This window comes from Devosia neptuniae (assembly GCF_025452235.1).
Lineage (GTDB): Bacteria > Pseudomonadota > Alphaproteobacteria > Rhizobiales > Devosiaceae > Devosia.
In genome coordinates, this window is sequence record NZ_CP104965.1 from 2,917,265 (window position 1) to 2,930,703 (window position 13,439).

16 protein-coding genes are annotated in these 13,439 nt (G+C 62.5%); 5 read left to right on the forward strand and 11 right to left on the reverse strand.

The features are described from left to right. Positions 1-68 precede the first annotated feature (68 nt). Complete coding sequence (locus N8A98_RS17120) at positions 69-395, forward strand: DUF1476 domain-containing protein (protein WP_262167075.1); 327 nt, start codon at positions 69-71, stop codon at positions 393-395. A gap of 55 nt (positions 396-450) precedes the next feature. On the opposite strand, the gene N8A98_RS17125 is transcribed toward N8A98_RS17120, so the two are convergent. From N8A98_RS17125 to N8A98_RS17165, 9 genes are all read right to left on the reverse strand, one after another. Further along, the gene (locus N8A98_RS17125) at positions 451-1,767 is read right to left on the reverse strand and encodes an O-acetylhomoserine aminocarboxypropyltransferase/cysteine synthase family protein (protein ID WP_262167076.1); all 1,317 of its coding nucleotides are present in this window, start codon (positions 1,765-1,767) and stop codon (positions 451-453) included. A gap of 225 nt (positions 1,768-1,992) precedes the next feature. Further along, the gene (locus N8A98_RS17130; RefSeq protein ID WP_113123602.1) at positions 1,993-2,307 is read right to left on the reverse strand and encodes a DUF1344 domain-containing protein; all 315 of its coding nucleotides are present in this window, start codon (positions 2,305-2,307) and stop codon (positions 1,993-1,995) included. Positions 2,308-2,577: 270 nt separating this feature from the next. Next, complete coding sequence (locus N8A98_RS17135) at positions 2,578-3,408, reverse strand: IolE/MocC family protein (protein WP_262167079.1); 831 nt, start codon at positions 3,406-3,408, stop codon at positions 2,578-2,580. 3 nt (positions 3,409-3,411) lie between these two features. Further along, a complete protein-coding gene (locus N8A98_RS17140) occupies positions 3,412-3,822 on the reverse strand; it encodes a GNAT family N-acetyltransferase (RefSeq protein ID WP_262167080.1) in 411 nt (136 codons plus the stop codon). Between the two features lie 3 nt (positions 3,823-3,825). Next, positions 3,826-4,377 carry an RBBP9/YdeN family alpha/beta hydrolase gene (locus N8A98_RS17145; RefSeq protein WP_262167082.1) on the reverse strand — a complete coding sequence of 184 codons (552 nt, stop codon included), beginning with the start codon at positions 4,375-4,377 and terminating at the stop codon, positions 3,826-3,828. After that, on the reverse strand, positions 4,374-4,787 hold the full coding sequence (locus tag N8A98_RS17150; RefSeq protein WP_262167084.1) for a GNAT family N-acetyltransferase: 414 nt from the start codon (positions 4,785-4,787) through the stop codon (positions 4,374-4,376). The genes N8A98_RS17145 and N8A98_RS17150 overlap by 4 nt, the downstream gene beginning before the upstream one ends. Continuing rightward, a complete protein-coding gene (gene purB, locus N8A98_RS17155) occupies positions 4,784-6,112 on the reverse strand; it encodes an adenylosuccinate lyase (protein WP_262167086.1) in 1,329 nt (442 codons plus the stop codon). The genes N8A98_RS17150 and purB overlap by 4 nt, the downstream gene beginning before the upstream one ends. Positions 6,113-6,142: 30 nt before the next feature. Then, on the reverse strand, positions 6,143-6,814 hold the full coding sequence (gene rpe / locus N8A98_RS17160; RefSeq protein ID WP_262167088.1) for a ribulose-phosphate 3-epimerase: 672 nt from the start codon (positions 6,812-6,814) through the stop codon (positions 6,143-6,145). 134 nt (positions 6,815-6,948) lie between these two features. Next, a complete protein-coding gene (locus N8A98_RS17165) occupies positions 6,949-7,818 on the reverse strand; it encodes an alpha/beta hydrolase family protein (RefSeq protein WP_262167089.1) in 870 nt (289 codons plus the stop codon). A gap of 231 nt (positions 7,819-8,049) precedes the next feature. Between N8A98_RS17165 and N8A98_RS17170 the strand changes: the two genes are divergently transcribed. Then, positions 8,050-8,784, forward strand: coding sequence for a cytochrome c biogenesis CcdA family protein (locus N8A98_RS17170; RefSeq protein ID WP_315974500.1), 735 nt, complete (start codon positions 8,050-8,052; stop codon positions 8,782-8,784). 86 nt (positions 8,785-8,870) lie between these two features. Continuing rightward, entirely contained in the window at positions 8,871-10,166 is a 1,296-nt protein-coding gene (locus N8A98_RS17175) for a GNAT family N-acetyltransferase (protein WP_262167091.1), read from the forward strand. On the opposite strand, the gene radC is transcribed toward N8A98_RS17175, so the two are convergent. Both radC and map read right to left on the reverse strand, forming a co-directional pair. Beyond that, positions 10,158-10,886 (reverse strand): RadC family protein, encoded by a 729-nt coding sequence (gene radC, locus N8A98_RS17180; protein WP_262167093.1) that lies wholly within the window; start codon positions 10,884-10,886, stop codon positions 10,158-10,160. The two genes, N8A98_RS17175 and radC, sit on opposite strands and share 9 nt — an antisense overlap. After that, positions 10,886-11,719 (reverse strand): type I methionyl aminopeptidase, encoded by an 834-nt coding sequence (map, locus tag N8A98_RS17185; protein ID WP_262167095.1) that lies wholly within the window; start codon positions 11,717-11,719, stop codon positions 10,886-10,888. The genes radC and map overlap by 1 nt, the downstream gene beginning before the upstream one ends. A gap of 127 nt (positions 11,720-11,846) precedes the next feature. On the opposite strand from map, the gene N8A98_RS17190 reads away from it, so the two are divergent. Together N8A98_RS17190 and gpt are read left to right on the forward strand one after the other, a co-directional pair. Beyond that, complete coding sequence (locus N8A98_RS17190; RefSeq protein ID WP_113123590.1) at positions 11,847-12,614, forward strand: competence/damage-inducible protein A; 768 nt, start codon at positions 11,847-11,849, stop codon at positions 12,612-12,614. 91 nt (positions 12,615-12,705) lie between these two features. After that, positions 12,706-13,203, forward strand: a complete 498-nt coding sequence (gene gpt, locus N8A98_RS17195; protein ID WP_262167098.1) for a xanthine phosphoribosyltransferase — start codon at positions 12,706-12,708, stop codon at positions 13,201-13,203. The last annotated feature ends 236 nt before the right edge of the window (positions 13,204-13,439 follow it).

The following is a 13,439-nucleotide window of genomic DNA, read 5'->3' on the forward strand; positions in this document are numbered from 1 at the left end:
GCAGGCTGAACCGCCTATGTCGGTTGGCGAGCGCCGGAAAGGCGCCCCATCAGAGCCAGCGGGAGACATTGATGAGCGGGTTTGACGATCGACAGAAGGGCCAGGAAGCCAAGTTTGCCTTCGACGCCGAGAAGAAGTTCAAGGCCGAAGCGCGCCGCAATAAGCTGCTGGGCATCTGGGCCGCCGAACTGCTGAGCCTGACCGGCGACGACGCCAAGACCTATGCCGCCGAAGTGGTTGCTGCCGATTTCGAAGAAGCCGGTGACGAAGACGTGTTCCGCAAGGTCTCAGCCGATCTCAAGGCCAAGGGCGTGGCGATCGGCGACGACGTGATTCGCCAGAAAATGGCGCAACTGGTGCTGGTCGCCAACGAGCAGGTCGCAGCCGAAGGCTGATCTGCCTTTTGTTCGGATTTTGAGGGAGCCGGACCATGAGGTCCGGCTCCCTTTTTTATTCGGCGGCGACCGATTGCTCGCCGGCGGCGCGCAGGGCTTGGTCGAGGTCGGCCAGGATGTCGTCGATATGCTCAATGCCGATGGAGAGGCGCACATGGCCGGGGGTGACGCCGGCTGACAGCTGTTCTTCGGGGGAGAGCTGGGAATGCGTGGTGGTGGCCGGGTGGATGGCCAGCGAGCGGGCGTCTCCGATATTGGCAGCGTGATAGAGCAACTGGAGGGAATCCACGAAGCGGGCGCCGGCCGCCCTGCCATTGGCCAGCTCAAAGCCGATCAGCGCGCCATAGCCGCGCGTCAGGTATTTGTCGGCATTCTGCCGCTTGGGGCCGGTCTGCAACGAGGGGTGGTTGACCAGGGTGACCTCGGGCCGCTCGCTCAGCCATTTGGCGACCTTGAGGGCGTTTTCAAAATGCCGGTCGACGCGCAGAGCCAGGGTTTCGAGCCCCTGAATGGTGAGGAAGGCATTGAATGGGGAGAGCGCCGCGCCATGGGTGCGGAGCAGGGTGGTGCGGGCTTTCAAAATATAGGCGATGGGACCCAGTGGCTTGGCGGCCTCGACCCAGACAGCGCCGTGATAGGCCTGATCGGGCGTGTTGAGCAGCGGCTGACGCGCGGGATGAGCAGCCCAATCGAAATTGCCACCATCGACGATGACGCCGCCAATGGAAGTGCCGTGGCCCCCCAGATATTTGGTGGAGGAATAGACCACCACAGCCGCGCCATGCTCGAAGGGCCGGGCAGTGAGCGGGGCGGCGGTATTGTCGACGATCAGCGGAATGCCCAGCGGGCGGCCGATGGCGGCGACTTCGGCAATCGGCAGCACGGCGAGCTTGGGATTGGGCAGGGTTTCGGCGTAATAGGCGCGGGTCTTGTCGTCAGTAGCGCGACGGAAATTTTCCGGGTCGGATGGATCGACAAAGCGCACTTCGATGCCGGCTTCGCGGAAGACATTTTTGAACAGATTGTAGGTGCCGCCATAAAGGTCGGTCGAGGCGACGATATTGTCGCCGGACACGGCCAGGTTTTGCACGGCATAGGCCGAGGCCGCCTGACCCGAAGCGACGGCCAGTGCTGCAACGCCACCCTCAAGCGCGGCAACGCGCTTTTCCAGCACATCGGTGGTGGGGTTGCCCAGGCGGGTATAGATATTGCCCAGCTTTTTCAGCGAGAACAGATCGGCGGCGTGTTCGCTGTCTTCAAACTGGAAAGACGTGGTCTGGTAGATCGGCACCGCCACCGAACCGGTGGCTGGATCAGAGCGCCAGCCTGCATGCAGGCCTTGGGTTTCGGGGTGTTTCGACGTCACGGCCATTGCAGCCTCCTGTTGCGAGCGTTCGCGAGGCAAGCAGCTTAGGGCGGGGAGCCTGTTGCGGGACAGGTTTAATCTACTAATTTTGTAGAGATTAAACGAAAAGCTCGCCCCCGAAGCGGGAGCGAGCAGAATCTGGGCGCGGCGGCCCGTTCGATCAGATTGAGTGATCAGGTGTTGAGTGATCGGCTGTTCTAAACTTGGCCGCCGCGGTCCATGCGCTGGAGGTTATCCCAGCGTGACGCTGCTCGCGTCATATTCCTTGCCGTTCTGCTGCCACTTCACAGTGACCTTGGAGCCGGCCTTGAGCCCCGGGTCCTTGAAGGTGGCCGGCAGCTTGTAAGCGACGCCATTGGCCAGGGTCAGCGTGTGGGATTTGAGATCGAACGCCTTGACCGTGCTGCTGATGGTCTGCGGCCCGGCAATGGTTGCGGCGGCAGCAGGCTTGGCGGCGGGCGCCATGGGCGTGGTGGTCGCAGCAAATGCCATGCCGGAGGTGCCGACAACGAAGGCGAGGACAACAGGAACGATGATCTTGCGCATAGTAATGTCTCCGTAAAGACGCCGGGACTGGCCCGGAATTGGCTGGTTTACAGATCGCGTCGTGTCGCAGGTCGTCTTCGAGATGCCGGCGCGGTCCAAACCTGCGAGTAGGAAGCTAGGACCGGAAAAATGCCTTCTCAAGTTAAAGTAATTTAATTCCGCGCACGGGAAAACAGCCACAAAGTCATGGAGTTAGGCTTATCTTGGGCAGGGCAGTGTCGGCGCCGCGATGATTGCGGCTTATGTTGGCGCATTGCGGCGGATTTGGCGCTAAGAGGCCTGTTTCCAGGCTTGGTATGCCAGCTCCCGCAGCATCAGGGATTCTTCCCAGCGGTCGGTGAGGTCTTCGCCATCCGCCCCGGAAATGGCGTAGGGCTGCGGCCCGAGTTCGCACACGAAAGTAAGCTCGGCATCGGCCGCCGCGCGGGCGCGCCAATCGGCGAAGCCAGCCGCCCACCAGGATACGAATTGGTCGACCCAGGGCCGATGCTGGGGATAGGCCAGCGGCAACTGCACCTGACCGCTGCCGGCAATGCGGCCATGAAAGGCCCAGGCGTGGGCAAGCATGGTCAGCATCTGCTGATTGGCCACGGCGTCGATCGGCAGCTCCATCTCGCGCGCCACCACATAATGAGAAAGGTCCGCCAGGAGGCGAAGATCGGGATGCCGGTCGAGCAGTTCCAGGGTGAACAGCAGATCATTGGTCAGCCGGCCGCGATGGGTTTCGATATAGACGGGGACATCGGCCTGATCGATAAGCCGCTGGATGGCCCCGATCAGCCGCGAGGCTTCATCCAGGGTGCGCGGCAGCATCCTCAATTGCAGGTTGAGGTGATGCAGTCGGAAGCGGCTTGCACGGTCCAGCGCCGTTTCCACGTCGGCCAGGCTGGTGGGGATGCACAATCCTTCAAGGACCAAGCCTTCCGCAGTGGCGAGGGCGGCGGCGCGGCTTGCCGTTTCGTCGTCTTCCCACATCGTGCCGAAGCCATCGAACCCGGCCGCCTTGATGCGCGCGACATTGTCTTCGAGCGAGCGGTGGGCCGGGGCGCCGCGCAGGTTCTGCATGGCCCACAGGGACTGAAGCACGAGGAGTTTCTGCATTGTTCAGCCAATCCGCGTCGCCATGCCGATCGAGGCGGGCATGACCGGTTCAAAGCCATATTTGGCGTAGAGGTGGCGCGCGTCACCATCAGCGATCAGGCTGACATAGGCGGTGGCCGGAGCATGCTGGCGCAGATGACCCATCAGGGCCGCCATGATCTGTTTGCCGAGGCCCTTGCCCTGATGGGCCGGTTCGACGGCGATATCGACGATCTGGAAAGCGGTGCCACCATCGCCGATGACGCGGCCCATGCCCACCACGGCGGTGCCGTGGCGGATGATGACGGCGAACCAGCTATTGGGCAGGCCGGCTGCCGCCGCTTCCTGCGATTTGCCGCTGAGGCCCGCGACTTCGCGCAGGCGGCGGTAATCGGCAATGCTGGGCGTTTCGGCGGCGAGGACGTAGTCGGACACGGGTCAGATCCGTTGCATCAGGCGGGTGAACATCAGCAGTCCCTCGGGCCAGGGGCCGTGCCCGGAGGCGACGTTGATGTGCCCGACTTCGCCCGCCTGGTGGAAATCGGAACCCCAGCACGTGGCGAATTCGACGGCGCGGTCGATGCTGCACAGCGGATCATTGCTGGAGGCGACCAGCAGGGACGGGAAGGGTAGTGGATCGCGCGGGATGGGGCGGAAGGGATAGGTTTCTTCCGGCGCGTCGGGGCTGAGCTCGATATCGGGCGGCGCGACGAGAAAGGCACCGCGCACATTGGAATCGATCAGCCGGCTCGCCGTATGGGCCACAGCGATGCAGGAGAGCGAATGGGCGATCAGTACGACCGGGCGGGTGGCGAGCAGAATGGCCTGCTCGATGGTGGACACCCAATCGTCGAGGTCCGGCTCGTCCCAATCGGCCTGCTCGACAATGGCGGCATTGGACATGCGCTCGGCCCAGCGCAATTGCCAATGGCCGGGGCTGGAGCCGCCAAGGCCAGGCAGGATGAGGATGTCGGCTTCCGATATCTTCATGAGCGGTGGGTCCTGTCACGATAGAAGGCAGCATCGGTTTGGGTGAGGCCGATCTTTTTGTAAAAGCCCTCGGCGCCCGGCAGCGAGAGCAGCGCGATGGTCACGCCCGGCCCGAGGACTTCGGCCGCCTTGTCCATCAGCGTGCCACCGATGCCCTTGCCCTGATAGCTTTCGGCGACGGCGAGATCGGCGCAATAGCAGACCCAGTTCCAGTCCGTCATGCCGCGGAACAGCCCCACCAGCGTTCCATTGGTGTCACGCGCCGTGACGATGATGTTGGAGCTGTCGAGATAGGCCTGCACCCGCTCGGTATTGCTCAGTGGCCTTGTCGGTCCCAGCGCCGACTGGCCGACGCAGGCAATGTATTCCTCGGCGGTCAGGCCGGTTTCCTGGGCGCAGATAATGCTCATTTGAAGACCCGGCGGAAAATCGTATCGACATGCTTGAGATGGTAGGCATCGTCGAACATGGCGTCGATTTGTGCGTCGCTCAGGCTGACTTCGGGGTCGGCCTTGAGGTTCTTGGCGAACTGGCCGGCGCGATCGCCGCGCATTTCCCATACCTTCATGGCGTTGCGCTGCACGGCGGCATAGCTGTCCTCGCGGGAATAGCCGGCCTGGGTGAGGGCCAGCAGGACGCGCTGGGAATTGTGCAGGCCCCCGAGCAGGTCCAGATTCTTGCGCATGTTCTCGGGGTAGACGACCAGTTTGTCGATGACATTGGTCAGCCGGGCCAGGGCAAAATCGAGGGTGATCGTGCCATCGGGGGCGATCATGCGTTCGACCGAGGAGTGCGAAATATCGCGCTCGTGCCACAGCGCAACGTTTTCGAGCGCCGGGGTGACCATGCCGCGCACCAGGCGGGCGAGGCCCGTGAGGTTTTCCGTCAGCACCGGGTTGCGCTTGTGCGGCATGGCGGAGCTGCCCTTTTGGCCGGGAGAGAAGAATTCCTCGGCTTCGAGCACTTCGGTGCGCTGCAGGTGGCGGATTTCGACGGCAACGCGCTCGATGGAGCTGGCGACGACGCCCAGCGTAGCGAAGAACATGGCGTGGCGATCGCGCGGAATGACCTGGGTCGAGACCGGCTCGATGGCGAGGCCCAGCTTTTCGGCGACATATTCTTCGACCTGGGGGTCGATATTGGCGAAGCTGCCAATGGCCCCGGAAATGGCGGCGGTGGCGATTTCCGCGCGAGCGGCGACGAGGCGCGCCCGGTTGCGGGTGAATTCGGCATAGGCCTCGGCCAGCTTGACGCCGAACGTGGTCGGCTCGGCATGAATACCGTGGCTGCGGCCGATGGTGATGGTGTCCTTATGCTCATAGGCGCGGCGCTTGAGTGCAGCGAGCAGGGCATCACAATCGGCAATCAGGATATCGGCGGCGCGGGCCATTTGCACCGACAGGGTGGTGTCCAGAATGTCCGAGCTGGTCATGCCCTGATGCACGAAACGGGCGTCGGGGCCGACGATTTCGCTCAAATGGGTGAGGAAGGCGATGACGTCGTGCTTGGTGGTGCGCTCGATTTCGTCGATCCGCTCGACATCAAAGCCATAGTCACCCAGCTCTGCCTTGCGGGCATTCATCACGTCCCAGATTTTCTGGGCGGATTCCTTGGGGACGACGCCCAGTTCGGCCAGCTTGGTGGTGGCGTGAGCCTCGATTTCAAACCAGATGGCGAAGCGGTTTTCGGCCGACCAATTGGCAACCATTTCGGGGCGGGAATAGCGCGGAATCATGGGCTTAGGCCTTCGCGTTCAGAATTTGAATCAGTGTGTGGCGGCGGCGCGGAGCGCAGCAATGCGGGAGGCATAGGTGGCCGGGTCGTTGCCAGCAAAAATGGACGAACCGGCGACGAAGACATTGGCGCCGGCGCGGGCGATCTCCCCGATATTGTCCACGGTCACGCCGCCATCGACTTCCAGATCAATGGGGCGGGCGCCGATCAAGGCATGCGCCTGGCGCACCTTGTCCAGCGTGGCCGGAATAAAGGTCTGGCCGCCAAAGCCCGGGTTGATGGTCATGACGAGCAGCAGGTCGATATCGTCGAGCACGTGCTCGATCGCCGACAGCGGAGTGGCCGGATTGATCGCGACACCAGCGCGCTTGCCCTCGGCCTTGATGGCCTGGAGGGAGCGATGCAGATGCTGGCCGGCTTCAGCATGCACGGTAATGCTATCGGCGCCCGCCTTGGCGAAGGCGGCGATATAGGGATCGGCCGGCGCAATCATCAAATGGGTATCGAAGGGCTTGGCCGTATAGCTGCGGACCGCCGCCATGACCGGCATGCCAAAGGTGATATTGGGCACGAAATGGCCGTCCATCACATCGACATGGATATAATCGGCACCGGCCTTGTCGATGGCTTCGATCTCGGCGCCCAGGCGCGCGAAATCGGCCGACAGAATCGATGGCGCAATGCGGATGGGTCGGGTGGTCATGGGTGGGCACCTCGGCCGGAACGGGATGAGGTTGCTATAGGGCGCGCGCGAACGGGGGGCAAGGGGAGGGGCTTTCCGTTCACCGAACGGAAAGCCTTCTTGTATTGAAGAAATGCGTGTCCGGGGGTACTGGCTTACTTCAGGTTCTCGGCAAAGAAATCAGCGAACGAACTCTCCACCAGCGCTGATACATCCGGCTGGTCGCTGTAAAAGCCGTAGCCGTGGTCAGCCTCAGGTACGAGCACAATGCTGGCCTTGGGATAGGCAGCAACCACCGCTTCGTTGACCGCAGCCGGAACCACCACGTCCTTGTCGCCGTGAACAACCAGCATGGGACCTTTATAGGCGCTGATGGCGTCCAACGGCTTGGAGGCGATCAGTTCGTCAAACCAGGTCTTGCTGAGCTTTTGCTCCTGCCCATACTGGGTTGTGTAGTCGGCATAGCCCTTGTCGGTCGAGGCCTCGGCATAGAGGCGCGCATATTCCTCCGGGCCGCCGAAGAAGCCCTGCAGCAGCTCTTCGCCCCAATTGGCGGAGGGTGCCAGCAGCCCCACGGCCTTGTAGGGATTGTCTGGCGAGCCGGCGATAGTCAGCGCGATACGGCCGCCCATGCTGTAGCCCAAAATCCCGAGCTTGCCGGGGTCTACGGGATAGTTTTCGAGCATATAGGCGAGGCTGGCATTGGAGTCCGAGATCATGTTGGACAAATAGCCCTCGGTGAAGGATTCCTTGCTGTCGCCGTTGCCGGGGAAATCCATGCGGATGGTCAGGATACCGGCATCGGCCAGGGCCTTGGCGAGACGGGCAAAGCCACCGCCTTCCTGCCGGCCGCCACCGTGGCCGTGATTCATCACCACTGCCGGAAAGGGACCGTCGCCATCGGGAATGACCACCGTGGCCGGAACAGCGCGGGCGCCGTTCATCACCGTGATATCTGTGCTGGTTTCGGCCCGGGCGGCGGAACCGGCGGAGAGGGAGAGCGAGGCGGCTACCAGGATCGTCATTGCGGCTTTCACGGCTTGCATATTATTGGTTGTTCCCTTTGAAACTCTTGGCAAAATCCCACTCGCTGACGAAGAGTGGCCCTTCGCGTGCGCTTGTCAACAGCGGGCCCCCGGTAGCGGATAATCTGTTCGCCCCCGCCGCCGTCCGCTTCACAAACCGGCGATGCGGCGAAGCCGCGCATTGCTTTGCAAACACTTCGGGTTAGAAACAGCGCACAAAAGGAGCGTCGGTTGGAATTTTCATTGCCCATGGTGTTCGGCGCCGGCGTGCTGAGCTTTCTCAGCCCCTGCGTGCTGCCGCTGGTGCCGCCCTATCTCACCTATATGAGCGGGGCGAGTTTTGACCAATTGCGGGCCGATGGGACCGGTGCGGCCGCGTTGCAGCGGCGGGTGGCTTTCACCTCGCTGTTCTTCATCCTGGGCTTTGCGGTGGTGTTCGTGCTGTTGGGCGCGACCGCTACGGTATTCGGGCAGGCTTTCCGGCAGGCGCTACCGATCCTGACGCCGGTCGCGGGTATCATGATCATCGCCATGGGCCTGCATTTCATCGGCGTCTATCGCATTGGCCTCTTGGACCGGCAGGTTCGGCACAATGGGCCAGGCGTGGCGAGCGGGCCGCTGGGCGGGTTTTTGCTGGGGCTGGCCTTCGCCATTGGCTGGACGCCCTGCATCGGGCCGGTGCTGGCGGCGGTGTTGTCGGTGGCGGCGAGCAAGAGCACTGCGCTGGAAGGAGCCTCGTTGCTGGGGCTTTATTCGCTGGGGCTGGGCGTGCCGTTCTTTCTGGCCGGCATTGCCATCGGGCCGTTCCTGACCTTCTTCAACAGCTTCAAGCGCCATCTGCATACGGTGGAGCGGGTGATGGGCGTGTTGCTGGTGATTACCGGCGTTTTGTTCCTCACCGGCAATTTCACCCGGCTGTCCTACTGGTTCCTCGAGACATTCCCCGTGCTGGCCAATTTCGGCTGACAGTAATCTCCGCTTAACCGCATGACGCGGCTTTTGCCGCTACGGTGTTTTGCTAGGCTCTTGTTTAGCTCTGATTCATTGTCCCAATGCAAAGTGCTGCCGGAGATTGCAGGGGGCGGGAACTGATACTCAACGCGGCACTATCGGCGCTGCCGGAAACGGCATCGGACACACCTACCGCATCCGGCTTTGCCGTGGCGGGGCTTGATCTGTCGCGCGCGGATATCGCCGCCAGTGTCAGCCATGACATTGAGGCGGTCGAAACCGTGTGGCGGGCCCTGTCGGCCAACGGCATCGAATCGCCGGGCCAGAGCTATGATTTCATCCGTCTGTGGATCAGGGACCGCCGTATCGCGCCGGCCGATCAGCGCTTTGTCGTTGGCACGCTGGATGGCCAGCCCGTGGCGCTGCTGCCGCTACACCGCAAGACGGTGCGCGGCGTGCCGGTCTTTACCTGGTTTCCGGGCGCCCATGCCGGTTGCTATGCGCCCGTGGCCGATATTCCAAAGCTTGCGGCCCTGGGTCCCGCGGGGCGTGCCGCGCTCTGGCAGGCGATGATCGGCCAGTTGAGCGGTGCCGACCTGGTCTATCTGCGCTCGATTCCCATCGAAGTGGATGGCCAAGCCGGCCTGTTTGATGAACTGGGATCGACCCTCACCGTCGAAACGCTCTACCGTTCGCAATATTCCAGCTGGGAAGAATGCGACAAGCTGCAGCGCAGCAAATCGCGCCGCAAGCATGACCGGCAGCAGGGCGACCGGCTGGCCGCCATGGGCGAGGTCGGGTTCGAAGAAATCCGTAATGGCGGCGATATGCGCCAGGCCATCGAAACCATGTTTGTGCAGCGCGCCGCGCGCTTCAAGGTCATGGGGGTGCGCGATCCTTTCGTGCATGACCGGCTGACCGATTTTTATCACGCCATGGCGGCGCAAGGCTCGGGCGTGGATGTGCGGCTGCATGTCTTGCGGCTCAACGACGCCATCGTGGCGGTGCGCTACAACGTCGTCCACAACGACCGCATGTTCTGCCTGATTTCCTCGATGAGCGACGATCCGGCCATCCAGAACGGCTCCCCGGGCAAGCAATGCCTGCTGCGGGTTATGCAGACCGTGTTCGACCAAGGCATGCGCGTGTTCGACATGGGCAGCGGCTTTACCGACGAGAAGCGGCATTGGTGCAATGTGCAGACGCCGATGCGCCAGCACTATATCGGGCTCAATGCGCGGGGCACCCAGATCGTGGGGCTGCACCAGACCTTCCAGAAGGCGCGGGCCAGTATCAAGGCTAACAAGCAGCTCAAAGCCGCGGTGCGCAATATCCAGGCGCTGATCTACCGGCTGAGCGGCCGCAAGACCGTCGAGACCGCCGAAAAATCAGATTAGCTTGAGGCCGCGCAGCGAGGTGTGGCCGGCCTTGCCGATGATCAGGTGATCATGCAGCGTGATGCCGAGTGGCTTGGCGATATCAGCGATTTCCTTGGTCATCCGCACATCGGCGGAGGAGGGCGCGGGGTCGCCCGAGGGGTGATTATGCACCAGGATCAGCGCGGTGGCCGATAGCTCGAGCGTGCGCTTGATCACCTCGCGCGGATAGACCGGGGTGTGATCGACCGTGCCGGTCTGCTGCACCTCGTCGGCGATCAGCCGGTTTTTCTTGTCCAGAAACAGAATGCGGAACTGTTCGATGGTTTCGTAGGCCATCTGGCTGTTGCAATAGTCGATCAGCTGCGACCAGGAGCTCAGGATCGGCTTTTCGGTGGCGATGCGGTCGCGGCCGAAGCGGGCGGCAACGGCCTGGATGACCTTGATATGGGCAACGGACGTGGCGCCCAGCCCATCGATTTTTTCCAACCGCGCCTGGCTGGCGTTGAACACGCCCGAAAAGGTGCCGAATTCGCGCAGCAGCGTCTTGGCCAATGCCTTGGTGTCGCGGCGCGGCACGACGAGCTGCAGGATCAGCTCCAGCAATTCGTAATCTTCGAGCGCGTCGCCGCCCACCTTGAGAAAGCGCTCGCGCACCCGCTGGCGGTGGCCGGCGTGATCATCAATGGGCGAAGGGGCGGGAAACGAGGCTTCCGAGAGTTCGTCCGGCCGATCGCTCATCAGGCGGCCCGCGCAGCGAGCGGGTTGAACAGCCCACCGGGGGAGAGCGTAAAAATCTCGCAGCCGGTTTCGGTGATGCCGATGGAGTGCTCGGCCTGCGAGGACAAGGTGCGATCGCGGGTCACGGCGGTCCAGCCATCCGACAGGATTTTGACGTGCGGGCGCCCCAGATTGATCATCGGCTCGATGGTGAAGATCATGCCCGGCTTGAGCGGCACCCCGGTGCCGGGCACGCCGAAATGCAGAATATTGGGCTCGTCATGGAACAGGCGCCCCACACCATGGCCAACGAAATCGCGCACCACGCTCATGCGTTCGCCCTCTGCCACGGCCTGGATGGCAGCGCCGATATCGCCGGTGGTATTGCCCGGCTTGGCGGCGGCAATACCCGCCTCAAGCCCCTCATAGGTGACTTCAATCAGCCGCTCCGCCTTGCGGGAAATTTCGCCCACCGGATACATGCGGCTGGAATCGCCATACCAGCCATCGACGATCAGCGTCAGGTCGATATTGACGATATCGCCTTCGCGCAGCGGCCGTTCGTCGGGAATGCCGTGGCACACGACATGGTTGATCGAGGTGCAGAGCGAGTGGCGATAACCCTTGTAGAAAATGGTGGCCGGGATGGCGCCATTGTCGCGCGCGAATTCATAGGCGACCCGATCGATGGTGGAGGTGGGCACGCCTGCCTCGACATAGTCGACCAGGATATCGAGTGCCTGCGCCGTCAGCTGACCCGCCTTGCGCATGCCGATAAAGCCTTCCTCGCCATGCAGCGGGATGACGCCAGCGGTGCGGCGGGCTTTGGAACTGGCATCGACATAGGTGGTCATCTAGAACTCCGCAGGAAACGCCATAAACTTAGTCGCTCGTTTTGCCGATGGGAAGGGCGACACACTTGCTTGACGCGGTTATCGGGGGCGGGCATTGCTGGCTGACAGCAAGCCACGGATTTTTACCATGTCGAGCCCTGCCAGCATTACCGCCGCGCTGATCGTTATCGGCGATGAAATTCTCTCGGGACGCACCAAGGACGTCAATATCGGCGCCACCGCCGATTTCTGCACGGATCTGGGGATCGAGCTCAAGGAAGTCCGCGTCGTCAGCGACGAGACCGACGATATCATCGATGCCGTCAACGCGTTGCGCGCCCGCTATACCTATGTGTTCACCACCGGCGGCATCGGCCCGACGCATGATGACATTACCGCCGACGCGGTGGCCAAGGCATTCGGCGTGGCGCTGCCGATCAATCCGCAGGCACGCGCCATGCTCGAAGCGCGCTGGAAAGAGACTGGCACCGAGGTCAACGAGGCCCGGCTGCGCATGGCCCGCATTCCCGAAGGCGCCGACCTGATCGTCAATTCGGTCAGCGCTGCCCCAGGCTTCCGCATCGGCAATGTGCATGTCATGGCGGGCGTGCCGATCATCATGCGCGCCATGCTCGAAGCGCTGGCTCCAACCCTGCAGGGCGGCAAGAAAGTGCTCTCGATGACCGTCAAGGCGGCGGTGGGCGAGGGGACCGTCGGCGGGCCGCTGGGCGAATTGCAGGCGCAATATCCGGACGTCAAAATGGGCAGCTATCCCCAGATGGGCAAGGACCGGGTGATGACCGAGCTGGTGCTGCGCTCGTCCGATCCGGCGCGGCTGGAAGAGGCGACCGCCAAGGTGCGCGCCATGGTGGATGCCGCCCATGCCAAGGCCGGCGTTACGCCACCTGAGGATTAAGCTTCCGGCGCAATAGCGCAGGGCCTGCGCTTTTGCTAAGACGCCAAATTCAATTATTCGGACGCCACGGCGCCGGCGCAGGAGAGATCGAGTGAACAATCCGAACGAAAAGTCCTTCCCGGTCAGCTGGGATCAGTTCCATCGCGATAGCCGGGCGCTCGCCTGGCGGCTGGCGGGCATCGGATCGTTCGACGCCATCGTGGCGATTGCCCGCGGCGGGCTGGTGCCGGCGGCCATCGTGGCGCGCGAACTCAATATCCGCACGGTCGAAACCGTGGCCGTCAAGAGCTACGATCACCAGAGCCAGAGCGGCATCAAGGTCCTCAAGGAAATCAGCGCCCCCGTGCTGGACCTCGCCCGCAATGGCGCCAAGATCCTGATCGTCGACGATCTGGTCGACACCGGCTCCACCGCCCGCGTCGTGCGCGAAATGCTACCCGGCGCCCACTTCGCCACCGTCTACGCCAAGCCCAAAGGCCGCGAACTGGTCGACACCTTCATCACCGAAGTCAGCCAAGACACCTGGATTTTCTTCCCCTGGGATTTGGATGTGGCCTATGCGGCACCGATTAGCGGTGGGACGGACTGAGGGAAGAAACCCCAGGCGAGACGTTAAATCGGTAGATCGAGATTTCGTATCCGCCGGTTTGTCTGGTCCGTGGTATCGTGGATGAATTCAATATAGTGCAACTTGGCTATGTTACCGAGAATCAGAGCCAATCTATCTTCTTCCTCGTATGACAGCTTCGGAACACCGAGCCGGAGAGGCCGCTCCTTCTTTCGATAAATGAGCAGGTTTCGCCCAATAGGCTCGAATTTGGAACC